The sequence below is a fragment of the Nocardioides hwasunensis genome, from assembly GCF_014779665.1.
Taxonomy (GTDB): Bacteria; Actinomycetota; Actinomycetes; order Propionibacteriales; family Nocardioidaceae; genus Nocardioides; species Nocardioides hwasunensis.
On record NZ_JACXYY010000007.1, the window covers coordinates 33138 to 51832 of the forward strand.

At 72.1% G+C, this 18695-nt stretch carries 25 protein-coding genes; 15 read left to right on the forward strand and 10 right to left on the reverse strand.

Annotation, left to right across the window (positions count from 1 at the left end; genetic code table 11):
• Positions 1–4 precede the first annotated feature (4 nt).
• Both IEZ25_RS16515 and IEZ25_RS16520 read right to left on the reverse strand, forming a co-directional pair.
• Positions 5–2560 carry an ABC transporter permease gene (locus IEZ25_RS16515; RefSeq protein ID WP_191200562.1) on the reverse strand — a complete coding sequence of 852 codons (2556 nt, stop codon included), beginning with the start codon at positions 2558–2560 and terminating at the stop codon, positions 5–7.
• Positions 2560–3339, reverse strand: coding sequence for an ABC transporter ATP-binding protein (locus tag IEZ25_RS16520; protein ID WP_191200563.1), 780 nt, complete (start codon positions 3337–3339; stop codon positions 2560–2562). The genes IEZ25_RS16515 and IEZ25_RS16520 overlap by 1 nt, the downstream gene beginning before the upstream one ends.
• Positions 3340–3462: 123 nt before the next feature.
• On the opposite strand from IEZ25_RS16520, the gene IEZ25_RS21895 reads away from it, so the two are divergent.
• Together IEZ25_RS21895 and IEZ25_RS21900 are read left to right on the forward strand one after the other, a co-directional pair.
• Entirely contained in the window at positions 3463–3810 is a 348-nt protein-coding gene (locus IEZ25_RS21895) for a LysE/ArgO family amino acid transporter (RefSeq protein ID WP_318152282.1), read from the forward strand.
• Positions 3786–4064: a LysE/ArgO family amino acid transporter gene (locus IEZ25_RS21900; protein WP_318152283.1), complete on the forward strand. Its 279-nt coding sequence runs from the start codon at positions 3786–3788 to the stop codon at positions 4062–4064. The genes IEZ25_RS21895 and IEZ25_RS21900 overlap by 25 nt, the downstream gene beginning before the upstream one ends.
• 147 nt (positions 4065–4211) lie before the next feature.
• Here the strand turns inward: IEZ25_RS21900 and IEZ25_RS16530 are convergent, their stop codons facing one another.
• A complete protein-coding gene (locus IEZ25_RS16530; protein WP_191200564.1) occupies positions 4212–4397 on the reverse strand; it encodes a hypothetical protein in 186 nt (61 codons plus the stop codon).
• Between the two features lie 29 nt (positions 4398–4426).
• Here IEZ25_RS16530 and IEZ25_RS16535 point away from each other — a divergent pair, with 29 nt between their 5' ends.
• Positions 4427–5059 carry a hypothetical protein gene (locus IEZ25_RS16535; RefSeq protein WP_191200565.1) on the forward strand — a complete coding sequence of 211 codons (633 nt, stop codon included), beginning with the start codon at positions 4427–4429 and terminating at the stop codon, positions 5057–5059.
• A gap of 22 nt (positions 5060–5081) precedes the next feature.
• Here IEZ25_RS16535 and IEZ25_RS16540 read toward each other — a convergent pair whose 3' ends face one another.
• Complete coding sequence (locus IEZ25_RS16540) at positions 5082–6035, reverse strand: helix-turn-helix transcriptional regulator (RefSeq protein WP_191200566.1); 954 nt, start codon at positions 6033–6035, stop codon at positions 5082–5084.
• Positions 6036–6129: 94 nt separating this feature from the next.
• On the opposite strand from IEZ25_RS16540, the gene IEZ25_RS16545 reads away from it, so the two are divergent.
• From IEZ25_RS16545 to IEZ25_RS16570, 6 genes are all read left to right on the forward strand, one after another.
• The gene (locus tag IEZ25_RS16545; RefSeq protein WP_191200567.1) at positions 6130–6813 is read left to right on the forward strand and encodes an alpha/beta fold hydrolase; all 684 of its coding nucleotides are present in this window, start codon (positions 6130–6132) and stop codon (positions 6811–6813) included.
• A 115-nt stretch (positions 6814–6928) separates the two neighbouring features.
• A complete protein-coding gene (locus IEZ25_RS16550; protein ID WP_191200568.1) occupies positions 6929–7291 on the forward strand; it encodes an ArsR/SmtB family transcription factor in 363 nt (120 codons plus the stop codon).
• Positions 7292–7296: 5 nt separating this feature from the next.
• Positions 7297–7785, forward strand: coding sequence for an SRPBCC family protein (locus IEZ25_RS16555; protein WP_191200569.1), 489 nt, complete (start codon positions 7297–7299; stop codon positions 7783–7785).
• Between the two features lie 36 nt (positions 7786–7821).
• Complete coding sequence (locus IEZ25_RS16560) at positions 7822–8385, forward strand: dihydrofolate reductase family protein (protein ID WP_191200570.1); 564 nt, start codon at positions 7822–7824, stop codon at positions 8383–8385.
• Between the two features lie 70 nt (positions 8386–8455).
• Positions 8456–10300, forward strand: coding sequence for a Na+/H+ antiporter (locus IEZ25_RS16565; RefSeq protein ID WP_191200571.1), 1845 nt, complete (start codon positions 8456–8458; stop codon positions 10298–10300).
• Positions 10301–10397: 97 nt separating this feature from the next.
• Positions 10398–12059, forward strand: coding sequence for an NAD(P)/FAD-dependent oxidoreductase (locus tag IEZ25_RS16570; RefSeq protein ID WP_191200572.1), 1662 nt, complete (start codon positions 10398–10400; stop codon positions 12057–12059).
• Between the two features lie 47 nt (positions 12060–12106).
• On the opposite strand, the gene IEZ25_RS16575 is transcribed toward IEZ25_RS16570, so the two are convergent.
• The gene (locus IEZ25_RS16575) at positions 12107–12484 is read right to left on the reverse strand and encodes a DUF1304 domain-containing protein (RefSeq protein WP_191200573.1); all 378 of its coding nucleotides are present in this window, start codon (positions 12482–12484) and stop codon (positions 12107–12109) included.
• 109 nt (positions 12485–12593) lie between these two features.
• Between IEZ25_RS16575 and IEZ25_RS16580 the strand changes: the two genes are divergently transcribed.
• Positions 12594–12803, forward strand: a complete 210-nt coding sequence (locus IEZ25_RS16580) for a hypothetical protein (RefSeq protein ID WP_191200574.1) — start codon at positions 12594–12596, stop codon at positions 12801–12803.
• Positions 12804–12821: 18 nt separating this feature from the next.
• Here the strand turns inward: IEZ25_RS16580 and IEZ25_RS16585 are convergent, their stop codons facing one another.
• Both IEZ25_RS16585 and IEZ25_RS16590 read right to left on the reverse strand, forming a co-directional pair.
• Positions 12822–13046: a hypothetical protein gene (locus tag IEZ25_RS16585; RefSeq protein WP_191200575.1), complete on the reverse strand. Its 225-nt coding sequence runs from the start codon at positions 13044–13046 to the stop codon at positions 12822–12824.
• Positions 13047–13065: 19 nt separating this feature from the next.
• Positions 13066–13644: a mycothiol transferase gene (locus tag IEZ25_RS16590; RefSeq protein WP_191200576.1), complete on the reverse strand. Its 579-nt coding sequence runs from the start codon at positions 13642–13644 to the stop codon at positions 13066–13068.
• A gap of 97 nt (positions 13645–13741) precedes the next feature.
• On the opposite strand from IEZ25_RS16590, the gene IEZ25_RS16595 reads away from it, so the two are divergent.
• Together IEZ25_RS16595 and IEZ25_RS16600 are read left to right on the forward strand one after the other, a co-directional pair.
• Positions 13742–14833: an oxidoreductase gene (locus tag IEZ25_RS16595; protein WP_191200577.1), complete on the forward strand. Its 1092-nt coding sequence runs from the start codon at positions 13742–13744 to the stop codon at positions 14831–14833.
• 36 nt (positions 14834–14869) lie between these two features.
• A complete protein-coding gene (locus IEZ25_RS16600; RefSeq protein WP_224749174.1) occupies positions 14870–15118 on the forward strand; it encodes a hypothetical protein in 249 nt (82 codons plus the stop codon).
• Between the two features lie 13 nt (positions 15119–15131).
• Here the strand turns inward: IEZ25_RS16600 and IEZ25_RS16605 are convergent, their stop codons facing one another.
• Positions 15132–15425 carry a putative quinol monooxygenase gene (locus IEZ25_RS16605; RefSeq protein ID WP_191200578.1) on the reverse strand — a complete coding sequence of 98 codons (294 nt, stop codon included), beginning with the start codon at positions 15423–15425 and terminating at the stop codon, positions 15132–15134.
• Positions 15426–15483: 58 nt separating this feature from the next.
• Between IEZ25_RS16605 and IEZ25_RS16610 the strand changes: the two genes are divergently transcribed.
• On the forward strand, positions 15484–15795 hold the full coding sequence (locus tag IEZ25_RS16610) for a hypothetical protein (protein ID WP_191200579.1): 312 nt from the start codon (positions 15484–15486) through the stop codon (positions 15793–15795).
• A 52-nt stretch (positions 15796–15847) separates the two neighbouring features.
• Here the strand turns inward: IEZ25_RS16610 and IEZ25_RS16615 are convergent, their stop codons facing one another.
• Together IEZ25_RS16615 and IEZ25_RS16620 are read right to left on the reverse strand one after the other, a co-directional pair.
• Entirely contained in the window at positions 15848–16084 is a 237-nt protein-coding gene (locus tag IEZ25_RS16615; protein WP_191200580.1) for a DUF1059 domain-containing protein, read from the reverse strand.
• A gap of 68 nt (positions 16085–16152) precedes the next feature.
• Positions 16153–17019, reverse strand: a complete 867-nt coding sequence (locus IEZ25_RS16620; RefSeq protein WP_191200581.1) for a sigma-70 family RNA polymerase sigma factor — start codon at positions 17017–17019, stop codon at positions 16153–16155.
• A 99-nt stretch (positions 17020–17118) separates the two neighbouring features.
• Here IEZ25_RS16620 and IEZ25_RS16625 point away from each other — a divergent pair, with 99 nt between their 5' ends.
• Positions 17119–18246, forward strand: coding sequence for an alpha/beta hydrolase family protein (locus IEZ25_RS16625; RefSeq protein WP_224749175.1), 1128 nt, complete (start codon positions 17119–17121; stop codon positions 18244–18246).
• A 164-nt stretch (positions 18247–18410) separates the two neighbouring features.
• Positions 18411–18692, forward strand: a complete 282-nt coding sequence (locus tag IEZ25_RS16630) for a hypothetical protein (RefSeq protein ID WP_191200582.1) — start codon at positions 18411–18413, stop codon at positions 18690–18692.
• The last annotated feature ends 3 nt before the right edge of the window (positions 18693–18695 follow it).

Consider the following 18695-nt stretch of genomic DNA (forward strand, 5'->3'; position numbering starts at 1 on the left):
TCCGTCACTCCGTGGCGATCGCGTCGAGCACCTTCATCCGCGAGGCACGGATCGCCGGCACGATGGCGGCCAGGACGCCGAAGATCACCGCGACCACCAAGAAGAGAGCCAGGTTGCCGAGCGGCAGGGAGAGCTCGGTGAGGTCGTCCTTCAGCGACTCGCGCAGCACGACCCCGATGACCAGGCCCAGGGCCATGCCGAGCACCGCGCCGAGGACGGCGATCGCCACCGACTCGAGCGTGATCATCCACCGCAGCTTGCGGCGCGAGAGACCGACCGCGCGCAGGAGCCCGATCTCACGGGTGCGCTCGAGGACGCTGAGTCCGAGGGTGTTGACGATGCCGATCACCGCGATCACGACCGCCAGGCCGAGCAGGCCGTAGATCATCCCGAGCAGCAGGTTGACCTGGCCGCTGATGAGCTCCTTGAACTCGACCTTGTCCTGCACGGCCAGCACCGGCAGGTCCTTCACCACGGCCTCGAGGTCCTTCTTGACCGCCGCCCGGTCGGCGCCGGGATCGATCGTGATGCTCAGCTGGGAGTCGCTGCGCTTGATCCCGGCCTGCTCGAGCACCGACAGCGGCACGGTAAGCCCGCTGGTGGTCGGGGTGCCCTCGAAGACGCCCCTCACCTCCAGCGGGATCGTCCTGCCACCCGGGAACTGGACGTCGATGGTGTCGCCCGGCCTCGCCCCCAGGTCCGCCGCGCGGCTGTCGCTCAGCACCGCCTGGTCACCCGAGATCTGGTCGGTGCCGTCGAGCATCGTGAGGTCGTAGATCTGGAAGAAGGCCGGGTCGACGCCGGAGGCGAAGGTCTGGTCCGGCGAGCCGTCGACCTCCACGCTGACCGGGGTGCCCTGCTGGCGCGAGACCAGGTCGACGCCGGGGACGTCCTGCATCTGGTCGCCGAACTCGGGGTTGAAGCCCTGGAAGGTCGGGGTCTGCACGAGGAAGTCGCTCTTGAACTGGTCGTCGACGATCGCGTCCTGGGTCGCGCTCAGCGACGAGGCCAGGACGCCGACGGCGGACACGACCGCGAGGCCGATCATCAGCGCGGAGGCAGTGGCGCCCGTACGCCGTGGGTTGCGCAGGGCGTTCTCGCCGGCGAGCCGGCCGGGCGTCCGGAAGACCGCACCGAAGACGGCGCGGCAGACGACGAGCACCGGGTAGCCGATGACCGGGGCGAGCACCGCGGTCGTGACGACCCAGATCACCGCGCCGGCGCCGATCCAGATGGCGTCGGTGCCGGGTGCGCCGACGAGGCCGAGCACCACCAGCGCCGTGCCGACGACCATGGCGACGGCGCCGAGCGCGAGGCGGCGCGCCATGCCCTTCTCCTGCACCACGAGGTCGTCGCGCATCGCCGCGACCGGCGGCACCTTCGCGGCCCGCCAGGCCGGCACGAAGCCCGCGACCATGGTGACGACGACACCGACGGCGAAGCCGGCAACGACCGTCCACGGAGTGAGGGTCAGCACCTCGCCGGAGACGTCGAGGCCGAAGAGCGTGCGGAAGACCCACGCCACGACCCGTGCCACGCCCAGCCCGAGCAGCACGCCGATCCCGCTGCCGATCACGCCCATGATGAAGGCCTCGACCAGCACAGAGCGGGTGACCTGGCCCTTGCTGGCTCCGAGCGCCCGCAGCAGCGCCGACTCGCGCACGCGCTGCGAGACGAGGATCGAGAAGGTGTTGAAGATGATGAAGGCGCCGACCACGATCGCGATCACGGCGAAGGTGACGAGGAAGTAGGAGATGACGTCGAGGAACTGGCCGATCTGCTCTTGCGTCTCCTGGGCCACCTTGTCGCCGGTGACCGCCGTGAAGCCCTCGGGCACGACGGTGTCCGCCGCCGTGGCGAGCTGCGTCTGCGAGACGCCGTCCGCACCGGTCAGGGAGACGCTGGTGAAGGCGTCCTCGCCGTCGAGGAAGATCTTCTGCGCCTCCGGCGTGGTGAGCAGCACCAGCGAGGCGCCCGCGGTGCCGCCGCCGTTGAAGTCCGCAGTGCCGACGAGGGTGAAGGTCTGACGGGGATCCCCCGTGGGGACGAACATGGTGACCGTGTCGCCCACTGTGTAGCCGCCGCGCTCGGCCGTGGAGGTGTCGAGCGTGATCTGGTCGGCCTGCTCGGGCCAGCGGCCCTGGTTGAGCTCCAGGATCTGCTCACCGGCCATGTTCTCGCTGGGCGCGTAGTTGAACGCCAGCGTCGGCGCGCCCGTGCCGGTGAGCGCCCTGCCGGACTTGGTGAGCAGGTAGGAGCCGACGCCGTCGACCGAACCCACCGCGCTCTCCACCTCGGGCAGTGCGGCCAGCTTGTCGACGTCGGCAGGCGTGACGACCTGGTCCGTGCTCACTCCGGAGCTGGTGCCCTGCACGTCGCCCGCGGGACGTACGACGGCATCGGAGGTCGAGCCGTAGACGATGTTGTCGAACGTGGCGTTGAGGCCGGTGCTGAAGGTCATCACCCCGGCCAGGAAGCCGATGCCGAGCACGATCGCGAGCGTGCTCATCAGCAGGCGCACCTTGCGGGCCAGCAGGTTGCGCCAGGTCAGGCGGAACATCAGCCGGCCGACCTGTTGGCGGCGATGTCCTGCAGGCTGGCCATCTTCTCGAGGATGGCGTCGCGGTCGGGGTTGCGGAGCTCGTCGACGATCGTGCCGTCGGCGAGGAACACGATGCGGTCGGTGTAGGACGCCGCGACCGGGTCGTGCGTCACCATCACCACGGTCTGGCCGAACTCGTCGACGCTGCGCCGCAGGAACCCGAGGACCTCCGCGGAGCTGGTCGAGTCGAGGTTGCCGGTGGGCTCGTCGGCGAAGACGATCGACGGCTTGCTGACCAGCGCGCGGGCGCACGCGACGCGCTGCTGCTGCCCGCCCGACATCTCGCTCGGCCGGTGGCCCAGCCGCGGGCGCAGGCCGACGGCGTCGACGACCTGGTCGAACCACGCACGGTCGGGCTTGCGGCCGGCGAGGCTCAGCGGCAGCAGGATGTTCTCCTCGGCGGTGAGGGTCGGCACCAGGTTGAACGACTGGAAGACGAAGCCGACGCGCTCGCGGCGCAGGGTGGTGAGGTCCTTGTCCTTGAGCCGGCCCAGCGACGTGCCGTCGACGACCGCCTCGCCGCCGCTCGGGGCGTCCAGCGCGGCCAGGCAGTGCATCAGCGTGGACTTGCCCGATCCCGAGGGACCCATCACGGCGGTGAACTCCCCCGCCATCAGGTCGACCGTGACGCCGTCGAGCGCGCGGACCTCGGCGTCGCCCTTGCCGTAGACCTTGACCAGGTCGTGTGCGCTCGCCGCGACGCCCGGCGTCGCCTCCCCGGAGGCCTCTTCAGTCATGTCGTCGAGTGTGTCAGGGCACGCGTCACGCCTGCCATGGGACATCACCCGCACCCGACCCTGACATGTGTCAGGGATCGGTCAGGGTGCCGCGAGGGCGACGCAGCCTCCTAGGTTGTCGGCGTGGGAGACCTCGCGGCCGGGCTGGTGACCGGCCTGACGCTGATCGTCGCCATCGGCGCGCAGAACGCCTTCGTGCTCCGCCAGGGCCTCCGACGCAGCCACGTCGCGCTCGTGGTGGCGATCTGCGCGCTCTCCGACGTGGTGCTGATCCTCGCGGGCGTCGCCGGCATCGGGGTGGTGGTCGATCGCGCCGCCTGGGCGGTCGAGGTGATCCGCTGGCTCGGCGTCGCGTTCCTGACGGCGTACGGCGTCAGCTCCCTGCTGCGCGCCCGACGGCCGCAGGCGCTGGCGGTCGGCGACGGCGTGGTCGAGTCGCGTGGCGGGTGGTCGCGAAGGCGGTCGCCCTGACCTGGCTCAACCCGCACGTCTACCTCGACACCGTCCTGCTGCTGGGCTCGATCGCCGGCACCCACGGCGACCCGGGTCGCTGGTGGTTCGCGCTGGGGGCCTGCGTGGCGAGCCTGCTGTGGTTCGCCGGCCTGGGGTACGGCGCCCGGCTGGCCGCCCCGCGCCTGGCCAGGCCCGGCGCGTGGCAGGTGCTCGACGTCCTCATCGGGCTCGTGATGCTCGCGATCGCCGTACGCCTGGCGCTCGGCGCCTGACCTCCCGACTCCCGGCCGCGGTAGTCCAGTGGCAGGTGGCTGGCCTGTCGGGGTAGTCCGGTGGCAGGTGGTCGTCGCGAGGTCCGATGTACGACCGTTTGCCACTGGACTACCACACGTCGGGGCCGGAGGCCGGCCTCGACATCCTCAGCCCTGGTCGCCGGGAGCGGTGGGAGTCTCGCGGGCGACGGCCTCGTCGTGCCGCTTGTGCAGCCGCTCGCGGATCTCGCCCGCGTCGTAGTGGCGGCGTACGCGCTCGTCGCGCGCGACCGCGGCGCCGGTGGCGACCCCGGCCAGGATGCCGGCCAGTCCGAGCAGCTTCCACGCGCGCATGGGGGCGAGCCTAAGGCAGACTTCCGCCCATGGCATCGGCGCTGAGCCTCGACGAGGCGGTGGACCTCACCCGCAGCGGGGACATCTGGCTCTTCCGTGGCCGCCGCGCGCCCGACCGGGCGATCCGGGCCGTCACCAACTCGCCGGTCAACCACGTCGGCATGGCGGTCGTCGTCGACGACCTGCCGCCGCTGATCTTCCACGCCGAGCTCGGCAAGAAGCAGGTCGACATGTGGACCGGCGACCACCACCGAGGGGTCCAGCTCCACGACCTGCGCGAGGCCGTCGCCCGCTGGCAGGGCGACTACAAGCAGGACGCGTGGCTGCGCCAGCTCGAGCCGGAGATCGGCCGCGACGAGGAGGACGGCATGCTCCGCGCGGTCGCCCGCCTCGACGGCGTGTCCTTCCCCAGCCTCACCAAGCTCGGTGCCCGGTGGCTGCGTGGCCGCGACGCCTACGTGCCCCGCAGGAAGCGCGGCAAGCGGGTCACCCCGGAGGCCGCGTTCTGCGCGGAGATCGTGGCCACCTGCTACATCGAGATGGGCATCCTGCGCGACGACCGCCGCGCGACGTGGTACGACCCGGGCAAGTTCTGGAGCGGCGACTACCTCCCCATCTCCGACGGGTGGACGCTCGGCAAGGAAGTCGGCATCGTCCGCTGATCCGCGAGGCTCGGCACTCGACTCACTCGACCGCGCGCAGCAGTCGCTCGCCGATCTCGCGCGTGGCCGCACGCAGCTCGTCGCCGCCCACCACGGTGAAGGGGAACGGCACGCCGGCCAGCCACTCCCCCGCGTACGCCGCTGCGTTGCTGGTGCTGCCCACCAGCTCGCAGCGATCGTCACCCCTCGCGCGGAGCTCGCCGAGCGTGGGGCGGATCCACGGTCGGACCTGCTCGAAGGGGGCGTCGAACACGACGTGGGTCTCGTGCTCCCAGCCCTTGCCGAGGTTGGCCTCGAGCGCGGCCGCCGGGTCGAGATCGGCCGGCACCTCGAACGTGCCGTCGAGCGCGGCGACCTCGCTGATCCGGTCGATGCGGAAGGTGCGCAGCTCGCCGGCGTGGTGGGAGAGGCAGAGCAGGTACCACCGGCCGTAGCGCACCACCACCGACCACGGGTCGACCTCGAACGTCCGGGCGTTGCCGGCCGCCGTGCGATAGCCGAGGCGCACCTGCTGCTGGGCAGCAACCGCCGCGACGAGCGCGCTGGTGACCTCCGGGTCCGGACGGGAGGGCGACCGCTCGGGCACGGTGCGAGCGGTCTCGCGCATCGTCGTCGCCTGGCGCGCGACGTTGGTCGGCAGCACGCGCAGGATCTTGCCGAGCGCGGAGCCCACGGGATCCGACGGGTCGGCGACCGCGTGCTGCGAGTCGAGGGCGGCCATCACCAGGCCGAGCGCCTCGGTCGCGGAGAAGACCAGCGGCGGCAGCCGGAGCCCGCGACCCAGCGTGTAGCCGCCGTAGGGGCCGCGGGTCGACTCGACGGGGATGTCGGCCTCGCGCAGGATCGCGACGTAGCGGCGCGCGGCGCGCTCGGTGACGCCCAGGCGCTCGGCCAGCTCGGTGGCGGTGATCCCCGGGCGTCCCTGCAGGATGTCCAGCGCGCGCAGGGCCCGCGCGGTGGGGCTGATCTCGCTCATCCGCCGATCGTCCCACCAGAACCGGTCGTGGAGCGTCCGGAATGCTCGTTAGCGTGGGGACAGCCCCTCCACCGACCCTCCGAGGAGACCCCTGATGGACATCGTGCTGATCGCCGGACTCTGGCTCGACGGCTCGGCCTGGGACGACGTGCTCCCCGAGCTGGAGACGCTCGGCCACCGCGGCATCCCGGTGACGCTGCCCGGGCAGGGCGACGGCGCCACCTCGGCGACGTACGACGACCAGGTGGCGGCCGTGCTCGCCGCGGTCGACGGCGCCGACGGCTCGCCGCTCGTGGTCGGCCACTCGGCTGCGTGCACGCTGGCGTGGGTCGCGGCGGACCAGCGTCCCGACGCGGTCACGGGCGTCGCGCTGATCGGCGGCTTCCCCTCCACCGAGGGCGAGGCGTACGCCGACTTCTTCGAGCCGGTCGACGGCGTCATGCCCTTCCCGGGGTGGGAGAAGTTCGAGGGCCCGGACTCGGACGACATGTCCGACGAGCTCAAGGAGTCGCTGCTCGCGAGGATGCTCCCGGTGCCGGTCGGGGTCACCCGCGGCGTCGTGCACTGGACCAGCGAGCGTCGCCACGGCGTACCGCTGACGCTGATCTGCCCCGAGTTCAGCCCCGCCGAGGCCCAGGAGTGGATCGACGCCGGCGACGTGCCCGAGCTCTCCGCGGCGACGGCGCTCGAGCTCGCCGACATCGACTCCGGGCACTGGCCGATGTTCACCCAGCCCGCCGCGCTCGCCGCGCTGATCGACGAGGCCAGCGGCCGCTGACCTCCAGCCGTCTCGACGTAGTCCCCTGCGAAATGGTGCGCCACTTCGTAGGGGACTACCTCTGTCTCCGCAGGTCCCTTGACAACGTACAACCACATGGTTGTACGTTAGGGCCATGAACGAGACCGAGGACGAGGACCGGGCGGATGCCTGGTTCCACGCGCTCGCCGACCGGACCCGGCGCGACATCCTGCGTCGCGTGCTGGCCGGCGAGCACTCGGTCTCGACCCTGGCGCAGAGCTACGACATGAGCTTCGCCGCCGTCCAGAAGCACGTCGCCGTGCTGGAGCGCGCTGGCCTGCTGACCAAGCGTCGGCAGGGTCGCGAGGCCCTGGCCAGCGGCGACGTGGCCGCGGTCCGCTCGGTGGGCGCGATGCTCACCGACCTCGAGGCGCTCTGGCGCGGTCGCATCTCACGCATGGACGAGCTCTTCGCCGAGGAAGCCACCGCCACCCACACCGACAACCAGAAGGACTGATCGACATGCCCGTCACCCACGTCACCCACGACCTCGACGCCCGCACCCTCACCATCCACGCGGAGTTCGCCGCCCCGATCGAGCGTGTCTGGGCGGTGTACGCCGACCCGCGCCAGCTCGAGCGGGTCTGGGGCCCGCCCGGCTACCCCTCGACGTTCGTCGACCACGACCTCAGCGAGGGCGGCCGGATGAACTACTACATGACCAGTCCCGAGGGCGAGCGCTTCTACGCCTACTGGACCGTCACCGGCGTCGACGGCCCGGCCGGCTTCACCTTCGACGACGGCTTCGCCCTCGACGAGGACTTCACCCCCAACCCCGACATGCCGGTCTCGTCCAACGCGTTCTCCTTCACCGAGGCCGACGGACGCACCCGCGCCACCTACGTCGGGACCTACGCCGACACCGAGTCGCTGCAGAAGGTGCTCGACATGGGCGCCGTCGAGGGCTCGACGCAGGCCATCAACCAGATCGACGACCTCGTCGCCGCCTGAGCGGCCACCACACCCCACAGAGAAGAGACCCGACCCGTGCGACCCATCGTCGTCACCACCTTCCTCTCCCTCGACGGCGTCATGGAGGCACCCGGCGGGGGCGAGCACCCCCACGCCGGCTGGACCTTCAAGGACGTCGAGTTCGACCCCGCGGCCTACGACGTCAAGGGCCGCGAGACCCAGGAGGCCAGCGCCCTGCTGCTGGGTCGCCGGTCCTACGACGAGTTCGCCCCGGTGTGGCCGTCGATGGAGGAGTTCGCGACCTACAACGCGATGCCGAAGTACGTCGTGTCCACCACCATCGAGGGCGACACCGCACCCTGGGGCGAGGGACAGGTGCAGGTGCTGCGCGACCTCGACGCGGTCGCCGCGCTGAAGGAGACCGAGGGCGGGGAGATCCACGTCCACGGAAGCGCCGACCTGGCCCAGGGCCTCGCCTCGGCCGGTCTCGTCGACCGCTACACGCTGCTCGTCTTCCCGCTCCTGCTCGGCACCGGCAAGCGGCTCTTCGGCGAGTCCGACAAGACCAGGCTCCGCCTCGTCGAGCACGCGGCGTACGACAACGGGATCACCCTGCAGCGCTACGACGTCGTGCGCTGACCACCCGCACGTCGAGGTGCGAGAGCACCAGCGACGAGCCTCGAGGCGCGGTTAGTGCCAGACTCGGCAGGTGGAGCTCGCCCTGCTGCTGGTCTCGATGGCGGCCGTCGTCCTGGTCGCGACCGCCGTCAGTGACCGCCTGCACGTCCCCGCGCCGCTGCTGCTCATCGCGGTCGGCGCGCTGGCGTCGTACGTCCCGCACGTGCCGACGATCCACCTCTCCTCCGAGGTGGTGCTGCTCGGACTGCTGCCACCGCTGCTCTACGCGGCGGCCATCCAGACCTCGCTGGTCGACTTCAACGCCAACCGCGGCTCCATCCTGCGGCTCTCGGTGGTGCTGGTCGTGCTCACCACGTTCGCCGTCGGCGCGGTCGTGCAGTGGCTGGTGCCGGGCATCGGCTGGGCGGCCGCCATCGCGATCGGTGCGGTCGTCGCCCCGCCGGACGCCGTCGCGGCCACCGCGGTCGCCAAGCGCATCGGGCTGCCCCGACGGGTGGTGACGATCCTCGAGGGCGAGTCGCTGCTCAACGACGCCACCGCCCTCGTGGCGCTCCGCACCGCCGTCGCAGCGCTGTCGGGCGGGGTGGCGCTCGCGCACGTGGGGCTCGACTTCGTCCGGGCCGCCGGCGGCGGGGCCCTCATCGGGTTCGTCCTCTTCGTCCTGGTGGCACGGCTGCGCAAGCGGATCACCGACCCGCTGATGGACACCGCCATCTCGTTCCTCATCCCCTTCGCCGCCTTCGTCGCCGCCGAGGAGATCGAGGCGTCGGGCGTCATCTCGGTCGTGGTCGTCGGGCTGCTGCTCGGCCACAAGGCGCCGATCATCCAGACCGCGCAGTCGCGGATCACCGAGCGGATCACCTGGCGCACCATCGCCTTCGTCCTGGAGAACACCGTCTTCCTGCTCATCGGCCTCCAGCTCCACTGGATCCTCACCGACGTGGCCGAGTCGTCGCTGTCGCCGGGCCGGATCGCGCTGGTGTGCGGGGCGACCCTCGCGACCGTGATCGCCGTGCGGCTGGCGTGGATCTACGCCACCTGGCTCTTCCGCCGCCTCGGCGAGGACCCGCTCCCGGCGTCGTGGACCTTCCTCATCGGCTGGGCCGGCATGCGCGGCGTGGTCACCCTGGCCGCGGCGTTCGTCATCCCCTCCGACGCGCCCCACCGAGAGGTGCTGCTGCTGGTGGCCTTCACCGTCGTGGCCGGCACGCTGTTCCTGCAGGGACTGACGCTGCCGCTGCTCACCCGCCTGCTCGGCGTACCGTCCCCCGACCCGGCCGAGGACGCGCTCGCCCGGGCCGCACTCCTGCAGCAGGCGGCCGACGCCGGGCTGAGGAAGCTCGAGGAGCTGGAGTACGACGACCACCACGGCGTCGGCGAGCAGATCCGGGCGCGTCTCGACCAGCGCTCGTTCGCCGCCTGGGAGCAGCTCTCCACCGCGAGCGGCGAGGAGACGCCGTCCGAGCTCTACGCCCGGATCCGCGGGGAGATGATCGACGCCGAGCGCGCCAAGGTGCTGCTGGTGCGGAGCAAGGGCAAGATCCCCTCCGACGTGGTCACCCGGGTGCTCGGGATGCTCGACATCGAGGAGTCGATGCTCGACGCGGGCGTCGAGGCCAACGACGGCATCCGCAGCGGCACGCTCGCCTTCACCGCCGGCCGGCAGTGCGACGACCTCGGCTCCTTCCCGGCCGTGGAGACCGTGCCCGACCCGGTCTGCGCCACCTGCGTCGAGGACGGCACCCGCTGGGTCTCCCTGCGCCAGTGCCTCCAGTGCGGGCACGTCGGCTGCTGCGACTCCTCGATCGGCAAGCACGCCACCGCGCACTTCCACCAGACCCTGCACCCGGTCATGCAGTCGGCCGAGCCTGACGAGTCCTGGCGATGGTGCTTCGTGCACAACCTCACCGGCTGACCACCTCGCCCGTCCGATATCTGAGGACGTGGCGTACGTCTGGACCGCCGGATCTCGTCCGTGACGTCCCCAGATATCGAGAACTAGGCTGGAAAGCATGGGAGCACCCGCCATCGTCATCGCCTCGGCGAACCACGGCCCGGAGCTGTCGGAGGCCTTCGCCCGCTACGAGCGGGAGTACGACGTCCGGCTGGTCGGCGACGAGATCAGCGCGAAGGTGACGGCCAAGGAGCTGATCTCCTCGGGCCACCAGGTCGCGCTGTTCGTCATCGACAGCGACCACGACCGGGAGAAGCTCTACATGCTCATCGGCGGCACCCGGAAGGTCGTGCCGACCGCGCGGCGGCTGATCGTGTCGCACATCAGCCGCTTCCGCGCCGACAACGCCGACTTCCGCCATGCGGTCGCCGCCGGCAAGGTCGACGCTCTGCTGCTGATGCCGCAGGGGCCGCGCGACGAGGAGTTCCACGGTGCGGTGGGCGAGCTGCTCAACGAGTGGAACGCCACCGTCGCGACGCCGGTCGTGGAGAACGTGCGGATCATCACGCCGGAGAAGGACGCCCTCACCCGCGAGCTGCTCGACTACCTCAGCCGGGTCGGCATGCCCACCGGCGTGCACCACCCCGACAGCGAGATCGGCCGGGAGGTGATGGCCACCTGCCCCGAGGACGTCGGCCGCTGGCCGGTCGTGAGCTCGCTCGCCGGCTGGTCCGGGCACTGCCCGAGCGTGCGGTCGCTGGCCAACCAGCTCTACGGACGTCCCGACGAGATCGACGTCGACGAGGTGGTCGACCTCGTCGTGGTCGGCGCAGGCCCCGCCGGGCTGGCCGCGAGCGTGTACGCCTCGAGCGAGGGCCTCTCGACGGTCTGTCTCGAGGCCGAGGCCATCGGCGGGCAGGCCGGCACCAGCTCGATGATCCGCAACTACCTCGGCTTCCCGCGCGGCATCTCCGGCATGCGGCTCGCCCAGCGCGCCCGCGGTCAGGCCCTCCGGTTCGGCACCCGCTTCTTCACCGGCTGGCCGGCGACCGGGATCTCGCCGTGCGACGACGGCGGCCACCACGTCGTGCACACCGAGGGCGGCGACGTGCACACCCGGTCGGTCCTCGTCTCGACCGGCGTGAACTACCGCCGGCTCGGCGTCGACTCGCTCGAGGAGCTCGTCGGCCGCGGCGTCTACTACGGAGCGGCGATGGCCGCCGCGCGCGAGCTCGCCGGCGACCACGTGGTCATCGTGGGCGGCGGCAACTCCGCGGGGCAGGCCGCGATCCACGCCGCCCGGTTCGCCAAGGAGGTCACGATCGTCGTACGCCGTCCCGACCTGGCCGCCACCATGTCGTCGTACCTCATCGACGAGATCCAGTGGAACCCGCGCATCAGCGTGCGCGGCTGCACCCGGGTCGTCGACGGAGGCGCCGACGACATCGGCCACCTCGACTGGCTGACCGTCGAGGACGTCGACTCCGGCGCGCGGGAGAACGTCGACGCGCGCGGGCTGTTCCTCCTCCTGGGCGCGGCCCCGGAGTGCGGGTGGCTGCCTCCCGAGGTGCTGCGCGACGAGCGCGGCTTCGTGCTCACCGGCCGCGACATCCCGCCCGAGCAGTGGGTCGGCGACGTGCCGCCGGAGGAGCTCGCCACCACCGTCCCGGGCATCTTCGCCGGCGGGGACATCCGGTCGGGATCGATGAAGCGGGTCGCCTCCGCCACCGGCGAGGGCGCCTCGGTCGTGTCGTCGGTGCACACCTGGCTGGCCGGGTAGTCCCCTACGTTCTCGCCGACCGGATCGTCGGGGACTACGACACGGGGTCAGAGCTGGATCAGCAGGAAGACCACCGCGAGCGCGGGGAACAGCCCCTGGGTGACGGCGGCGCGCGCCTTGGAGCGGTCGTGGGTGACGAGGACGAGCGCGGCGGCCAGCATCGACGCGGTGCCAGCGAGGGCGAGGGCCGTGCCCACGTCGTGGTTGCCGCCGAGCAGCAGCAGTCCGACGGCGGTGACGATCGCCAGGAAGAGGTTGTAGAAGCCCTGGTTGTAGGCCAGCGGCCGGGTGATCTCGGCGTCCGCCTCGGAGATCCCGAACGTCTTGCGCGTCGCGGGCTCGGTCCAGCGGTAGGACTCGAGGACCCAGATGTAGACGTGGAGCAGGGCCGCCAGGGCCGCGAGCACCACCGCGATGATCGTCATGCCCGCACCCTAGGGGTGTGACGCACCCCTGGGTAGGTGACGCGAGCGCGCCGATGGGCGCATAGTCGACGCGAGCGGCACCCGCCGCGCGTATCGAGGAGGAACCCTGATGGGACGACTGATCGGCATCCTGCTCGTCATCTGGCTCGTGATCGGGGCCTTCGCCGCCTACCAGCGCGGGTACTTCGAGGGCGGGGACAAGAACTGCTCCGAGACCAGCGACATCGTCCTCAACATCGTCGCCGGGCCGCTCAACTACACCGGCGTCAACCCCAAGACCGACTGCTCGAAGATCGACGTCCCGGAGCCCTCGCAGTAGGACTCCCGGCCCGGACGGTCAGCGGCCGCGGTTGCGCGGGTGGTCCTTCGCGGTGCGCTCGTTGCCGCGGCGGTAGTTGCCCGTGACGCGGGCCATCAGCTCCTGCTCGTCGTCGCCGTCCGCGACGTCGGCGAGGAAGCGGGAGGCCGCGCCGCCCCGCAGCACGGTGGCGCGGCGGCCGTGGTGGGTGATGACGACCTCGCCGCCGCGGACGTCGTAGTCGAATCCCTCGGGACCTGGCACGGAGCCAGCCTGCCACGGCTCAGAGCCAGGTCGGCGTCCAGTCGTCCGGCGGGTCCTCCCCCACGCGCCCGTCGACCGCCTCGCGCAGGAGGTCGGCGTGACCGGTGTGGCGGCTGTACTCCTCGACCATGTCGAACAGGAGCCGCCGCAACCTGGGGTGGTTGCCGTTGCCGTCGTCGACATGCGCGACGAGGTCGAGACCGCCGTCGGCGAGGGCGTCCGCGACCAGATCGTCCGCGCGCAGGACCGCCTCGTCGTACGCCGTGTAGAGCTCGGCGGCGGACAGCGCGTCGGCCCGGGCGAACTCCCACTCGTTGGTCCCGTCGTGACCCATCGAGCTCCAGGGCTCGTCGAGCGGGATCCCCCGCAGCTTGGTCAGGAGGAGGTAGTCCTCGGCGACGGCGAGGTGGAGCAGCAGCCCACCGAGCGACATGGCCGACGACGCGAGCCGCTGCCGCAGACCCGCCTCGTCGAGCCCGTCGGCCTTCCAGCGGAACGTGGCCCTCATCCGACCCAGTGAGCCGAGGAGGTGCTCGACCTCGGTGCCGGCCAGCGGCGGCTCCCACGGTGGCGGGACCCAGATGTCGTCAGTGCTCATGGCTCGACGCTAGACCCGGTTCCGGACGTTCGGCGACCGCCTGCTCCGACGCACAGGGGTCTGGACACCGTCGCCCCTCCGGGAGGATCGTGACCCGATGCGACGACTCGGAGTCCTCCTCACCCCCGCCCTGGCTGTCCTCCTCTCCCTGCCGCCGGCCCCGTCCACCGCCGTCCCCGGCGAGGCGGACGCCACGGCCCAGGGACCCAACCCGTTCCGCGACGGCTGGCACGAGTCGGTCCTCGACGCCGACCAGAACTTCCGCGGCCTCGAGGCGGTCAGCCGCACCGAGGCCTGGGTCACCGGTGAGAGCCTCACCGACGGCGGCGTGGCCCGTGTCTTCCGCACGACGGACCGCGGCAGGACCTGGGCCGACGTCAGCCCCGCCGACAGTGCTGGCCTGTCGTTCCGCGACGTCGAGGTGCACGGGAAGGTCGCGCACGTGCTGGCCATCGGACCGGGTGAGGCCTCCCGCATCTACCGCTCGACCGACGGCGGTGCCACGTGGACGGAGGCCTTCCGCAACACCGACGAGAAGGCGTTCTACGACTGCATGGCGTTCTACGGCAACGGCCGGCGCGGCCTCGCGGTGAGCGACCCGGTCGAGGGCAAGCTCCGGATCCTCTCCACCGACGACCGCGGCAGGTCGTGGTCGGTGCTCCCCAGCAGGGGCATGCCCGCCACGGCCGACGAGTTCGGCTTCGCGGCGAGCGGGGACTGCCTCGTCACCTCGGGCACGTCCGCCTTCATCATCACCGGCGGCGCGAAGTCGCGGGTGCTGCGGTCGGACGACCGTGGGCTCACGTGGAAGGCCACCGCCTCCGGCATCCCGGCCGGTGAGTCCGCCGGCGGCTTCGCCGGCGCCTTCGCCTCCCCGCGCCACGGCATCGTCGTCGGCGGCGACTTCGCCGACGCGGGCAACACCGAGGACACGACGGCGTACACCCGCGACGGACGGACGTGGACCTCCGGCGGGGACCTGCGCCACGTCGGCGAGGACGTCACCGTCCTGCGCGGCTGGAGGTACGCCCTGGCGACCGGTGACTACGACGGCTCGGCGGGCACCAGCCTGACCTCCGACGGCGGGCGCACGTGGACGCGCGTCTCGAAGAAGGGCTACCACGTCATCGACTGCGTCGCGACGACCTGCTGGGCGGCCGGGAGCACAGGCCGCGTCGGGCGCGGCTGACCCATCCGCGCCGTCAGCACGCGCCGAACAGCACGTGTGAGCCAGCCCGACCCCGTCCTCGCCATGTTCGCCAGCCGCAGCGTGCCCCGCCACCTGGTGCGGGGCGCGCTGGGACTGCCGATGCTGGTGGCGGCCTTCGCGCTGGTGCCGTGGCTCGGCCCGCTCGCGCTGCTGCTCGTCGTGCCGGCGGTGGTGCTGCTGCGCGGCTGCCCGACGTGCTGGGCGCTCGGGCTCGCGCAGACCTGCGCGGTCCCGCGCCCGGCGAGGCCGTCGACGGGCGACTGACCTCGTCCCCGCCTCAGCCGACGGGCTGCAGCGGGTGGATCGCCACCTCACCGCTCAGCGCGCCGTCGGCAGCAGCGAAGGCGTCGGCCACGTGGGGCATGCCCATGTGGGCGTCGAGCGCCTCGGCGTCGGTCCAGCGCTCGACCGTGACGAAGGTGCCCGGCGCACTCGTCGACTCGAAGAGGTCGTAGGCCAGGCATCCCTCCTCGCCACGGGTCGCCTCGACCAGGGTCTGCAACGCCTGCCGGACCTGGTCGGCGGCCTCGGGCTTGGCGGGGATGGTGGCGACGACCTGGAGCTCACTCATGGCGGAGTCCTTTTCAGAGGTGGACCCCCAGTGTGCGCCGCTGGCTACGCTCTGTCAGGTGCCTGACCTCTCCCGCCTCCCCACCGCTCCCCTGCTCGCCGCCGGCCTCGTCGGCGGGTTCGCCGTCGCGCAGCAGACCGGCGTACGTCCTCTCGGCGCAGCCGCGATGCTCGGCGCCAACGTGGTCGCCGCCCGGCAGTGGTACGCCGTCGGCGGGACCCCGCTGACGCTCGGCCTCACCGCCGCCTACTGGACCGCGATGGGTGCCGCCCACCCGCTGGCGAGGAGGGTCGGCACCTGGCCGTCGGTGCTCGGCGTCACGGCGTCCGCCGCGGGCGCGGCGTGGGCCTTGGCCGACCGCCGCCGCTGAGCGGCGGTCCTCCCACGAGCCGGTCCTCGCACGGGCCGGTCCTCGAAAAGGATCAGTCCTCGGGCAGGTCGGCGAAGGCCTGCTTCACGTCGCGGTACCACCCCAACGACCTCTTCGGGTGACGCCAGCGACTCTTCATCTCCTCGCGCGCCGGCTGGTGGGCGGCGTCGCCGTCCTTCTCGGCCTGCTTGAGGTGCTGGTCCTGCGCGTTGATCACGTCGTCGTGGGTCTCGCCGTGGTGGGCCAGGTCGCACGGGCCGCCGAGCTGGCGGCAGGTCATAGTCTTCATCGTCTCCTCCTCGTGGGGTTGCTTCTGACGGTCTGACGGTCTGACGACCTCTGGGCCGCGGACGTGACTCAGCGGGCGTCCGCGCCGCGGCGCCGCACGACCTGGGCGAGCACGGCCGGCTCGGCCCGGCAGATGATGCTCTGGACGTGCCCCTCGGCGATCGTGAAGTCGAAGACCACCCGCGCCTCGCCTCGGTGGTACCAGGCGAAGGCCGGCCGGTCGCCGACGTAGATGGGGAGGGCGGCGTGCGCGCTGCCGTTGAAGAAGGTCGCCACCGAGTCCCGGCCCTCGATGGCCGTCGGCGTGCCGGCCAGTGCGGCCACCTCGTCGGCACCGATGTGGGCGTCGGGAGCGAGGAGCTGGAGGAGCCGTTCGAGGTCTCCGCCGCGGGCGGCGGCCATGAAGGCGTCGACCACCTCCCAGTCGGCGAGCGCGTCCTCGGCGGCAGGCTGGGCGACCTTCGACCGGGCACGCGAGGCGAGCTTGCGAGCGGCTGCCGGCGAGGTGTCGAGGACCGCCGCGATCGTGGCGAACTCGAAGCCGAAGCTGTCGTGCAGCACGAAGGCCACGCGCTCGCGCGGGGACAGGCGGTCGATCACCGCCTGCAGCGCGATGCCCACGGTGTCGGCGAGCGCGACGTCGTCGGCCGGATCGGCGGCGGTGGTGTGCGTGCCGGCGAGCTCGGCGTCCAGGTCGGCGTCCGCGAGCGGCATCGGCGTGCGCGCGCGCAGCCGGTCCAGGCAGAGCCGGGTGGTGACGGTGGTCAGCCAGGCCGGGAGGTTCTCGATCTCGGTGCGGTCGCGGGTGACCGCGCGCTCGAGCCGGAGCCACGCCTGCTGGACGACGTCCTCGGCCTCCGCGTGGTCGGCGAGCACCCGGCTCGCGATGCCGACCAACCGCGGCCGCTCGGCCTCGAAGATCTCCGTACGCTCCATGCCTGCCTGCCCTCGTCCGTCCTGCTCGTTCCCATTGTTCCAATCCCTCGACGCGTGAGGGGGTACGGATGTGACCGGCCCTGCCGCACACTGGAGGACATGGCAGCCCTTCGGCTCCGCGCCGCCGGCCCGATCACCACCGTCACCGCGAGCCTCGTGCTGCTCGCCGGCTGCTCGAGCGAGCACGACGCGGCCCCGGCCCCGTCCGACGAGTCGAGCTCCTCGTCGCCGGCGACCGACCCCAGGCAGACGCCGGTCGAGGAACCGTCGGAGGACCCGACCGAGTCCCCCACCGAGACGCCGACCACCGAGCCGCCGCACCCGATCTCCGTCGCCGCGCTCGCTGGCGTCGAGCTCACCGGCGGCGACCTCCGCCTCGGCGCGGTCCGCGAGCGCACGCCCGCCTACACGTCGTACGACGTCACCTTCGCCTCCACCACCGCGGGCGAGGGCAGCAACCCGCTGCGCATCAGCGGGGTGCTCAACGTGCCGACCGGTCCCGAGCCGCAGGGTGACCAGGGGTGGCCCGCGGTGGTGCTGGCCCACGGCTACATCGACCCCTCCTCCTACGTCCGCGGCCAGGGCATGACGCGCGAGCGCGGGTTCCTGGCCGAGCGCGGGTTCGTGGCGCTGCACGTCGACTACCGCAACCACGCCGAGTCGAGCGACGACCCGCGGATCGAGACCGCCGTCCGGCTCGGCTACGCCAGCGACGTCATCGCCGCGGCGAAGGCGCTGCAGGACTCCACCGACGTACGCGTCGACCCCGGGCGCGTCGGGCTCTTCGGCCGCTCGATGGGTGGCGGGGTGATGCTCAAGGCGCTCGCGATCGAGCCCGACCTCTTCGCCGCCGGCGTCGGCTGGGCGTCGGTGTCGAGCCTGGAGGCGGAGAACTTCGACCAGTTCCAGCGACCCGACGCACCGGCGGCCGAGCTGGAGGCCGGCTTCCGTGGTCGACACGGCCTGCCCGGCGAGGACCCGGAGTTCTGGCGCGGGGTGTCCTCGCGGCCGGTGTTCGGCGACATCACCGCGCCGGTGCTGCTCGCCCACGGTCGCTACGACGACACCTGCCCGCCGCCGTGGGCGCGCGCCAGCCAGCGGGCGCTGACCGCGGCAGGTGTCGACTCCACGCTGGAGTGGTACGACGACGGGCACGCGTTCGGTCCGGCGTTCGTGGCCGCGATGGAGCGCACCGTGCGGTTCCTCCGCAACCGGATGCCCGCCTGACGGAGCCGCGAGGCCACCGAGCGCGTCCCACCTCCATGAGCCTGCGGCGCACGAGCACACTGGTGGCGACAGCGCTCCTCGTCGTCCTCGCGGCCGGGTGCGGCGACCAGAGCGGGACCGCCACGGACCCGCCCGCGAGTCCCCCGACAGCGACGGAGTCGACGATGACCACCGATCCGCCCACCGCCTCGCCCTCGGCCGGGGCCACCACGCCACCCAGCGAGGGCCTGCAGAAGATCCGCGTGGTCGGCGAGGTCGTGCAGACCGGCGACTGTGTCGTCGTACGCGACGACAACGCGACCACCTGGACCATCGAGGGCGAGGGCGCGGACGGCCTGAGCCCCGGTGACCGAGTGTCGGTCACCGGGGCTCCGGACCTGACCGCCACGGGCTGTGGCGGACCGTTGGTGCGTGCCAGGACGATCAGCGTCCTGCCGTCGGGCTAGCGG

Excerpts from the sequence above, each read along its gene's own strand:
- IEZ25_RS16515 (WP_191200562.1), bottom strand. The coding sequence starts at position 2,560 with ATGTTCCGCCTGACCTGGCGCAACCTGCTGGCCCGCAAGGTGCGCCTG.
- IEZ25_RS16520 (WP_191200563.1), bottom strand. The coding sequence starts at position 3,339 with ATGACTGAAGAGGCCTCCGGGGAGGCGACGCCGGGCGTCGCGGCGAGC.
- IEZ25_RS16530 (WP_191200564.1), bottom strand. The coding sequence starts at position 4,397 with ATGCGCGCGTGGAAGCTGCTCGGACTGGCCGGCATCCTGGCCGGGGTC.
- IEZ25_RS16535 (WP_191200565.1), top strand. The coding sequence starts at position 4,427 with ATGGCATCGGCGCTGAGCCTCGACGAGGCGGTGGACCTCACCCGCAGC.
- IEZ25_RS16540 (WP_191200566.1), bottom strand. The coding sequence starts at position 6,035 with ATGAGCGAGATCAGCCCCACCGCGCGGGCCCTGCGCGCGCTGGACATC.
- IEZ25_RS16545 (WP_191200567.1), top strand. The coding sequence starts at position 6,130 with ATGGACATCGTGCTGATCGCCGGACTCTGGCTCGACGGCTCGGCCTGG.
- IEZ25_RS16550 (WP_191200568.1), top strand. The coding sequence starts at position 6,929 with ATGAACGAGACCGAGGACGAGGACCGGGCGGATGCCTGGTTCCACGCG.
- IEZ25_RS16555 (WP_191200569.1), top strand. The coding sequence starts at position 7,297 with ATGCCCGTCACCCACGTCACCCACGACCTCGACGCCCGCACCCTCACC.
- IEZ25_RS16570 (WP_191200572.1), top strand. The coding sequence starts at position 10,398 with ATGGGAGCACCCGCCATCGTCATCGCCTCGGCGAACCACGGCCCGGAG.
- IEZ25_RS16575 (WP_191200573.1), bottom strand. The coding sequence starts at position 12,484 with ATGACGATCATCGCGGTGGTGCTCGCGGCCCTGGCGGCCCTGCTCCAC.
- IEZ25_RS16580 (WP_191200574.1), top strand. The coding sequence starts at position 12,594 with ATGGGACGACTGATCGGCATCCTGCTCGTCATCTGGCTCGTGATCGGG.
- IEZ25_RS16590 (WP_191200576.1), bottom strand. The coding sequence starts at position 13,644 with ATGAGCACTGACGACATCTGGGTCCCGCCACCGTGGGAGCCGCCGCTG.
- IEZ25_RS16595 (WP_191200577.1), top strand. The coding sequence starts at position 13,742 with ATGCGACGACTCGGAGTCCTCCTCACCCCCGCCCTGGCTGTCCTCCTC.
- IEZ25_RS16605 (WP_191200578.1), bottom strand. The coding sequence starts at position 15,425 with ATGAGTGAGCTCCAGGTCGTCGCCACCATCCCCGCCAAGCCCGAGGCC.
- IEZ25_RS16615 (WP_191200580.1), bottom strand. The coding sequence starts at position 16,084 with ATGAAGACTATGACCTGCCGCCAGCTCGGCGGCCCGTGCGACCTGGCC.
- IEZ25_RS16620 (WP_191200581.1), bottom strand. The coding sequence starts at position 17,019 with ATGGAGCGTACGGAGATCTTCGAGGCCGAGCGGCCGCGGTTGGTCGGC.
- IEZ25_RS16625 (WP_224749175.1), top strand. The coding sequence starts at position 17,119 with ATGGCAGCCCTTCGGCTCCGCGCCGCCGGCCCGATCACCACCGTCACC.
- IEZ25_RS16630 (WP_191200582.1), top strand. The coding sequence starts at position 18,411 with ATGACCACCGATCCGCCCACCGCCTCGCCCTCGGCCGGGGCCACCACG.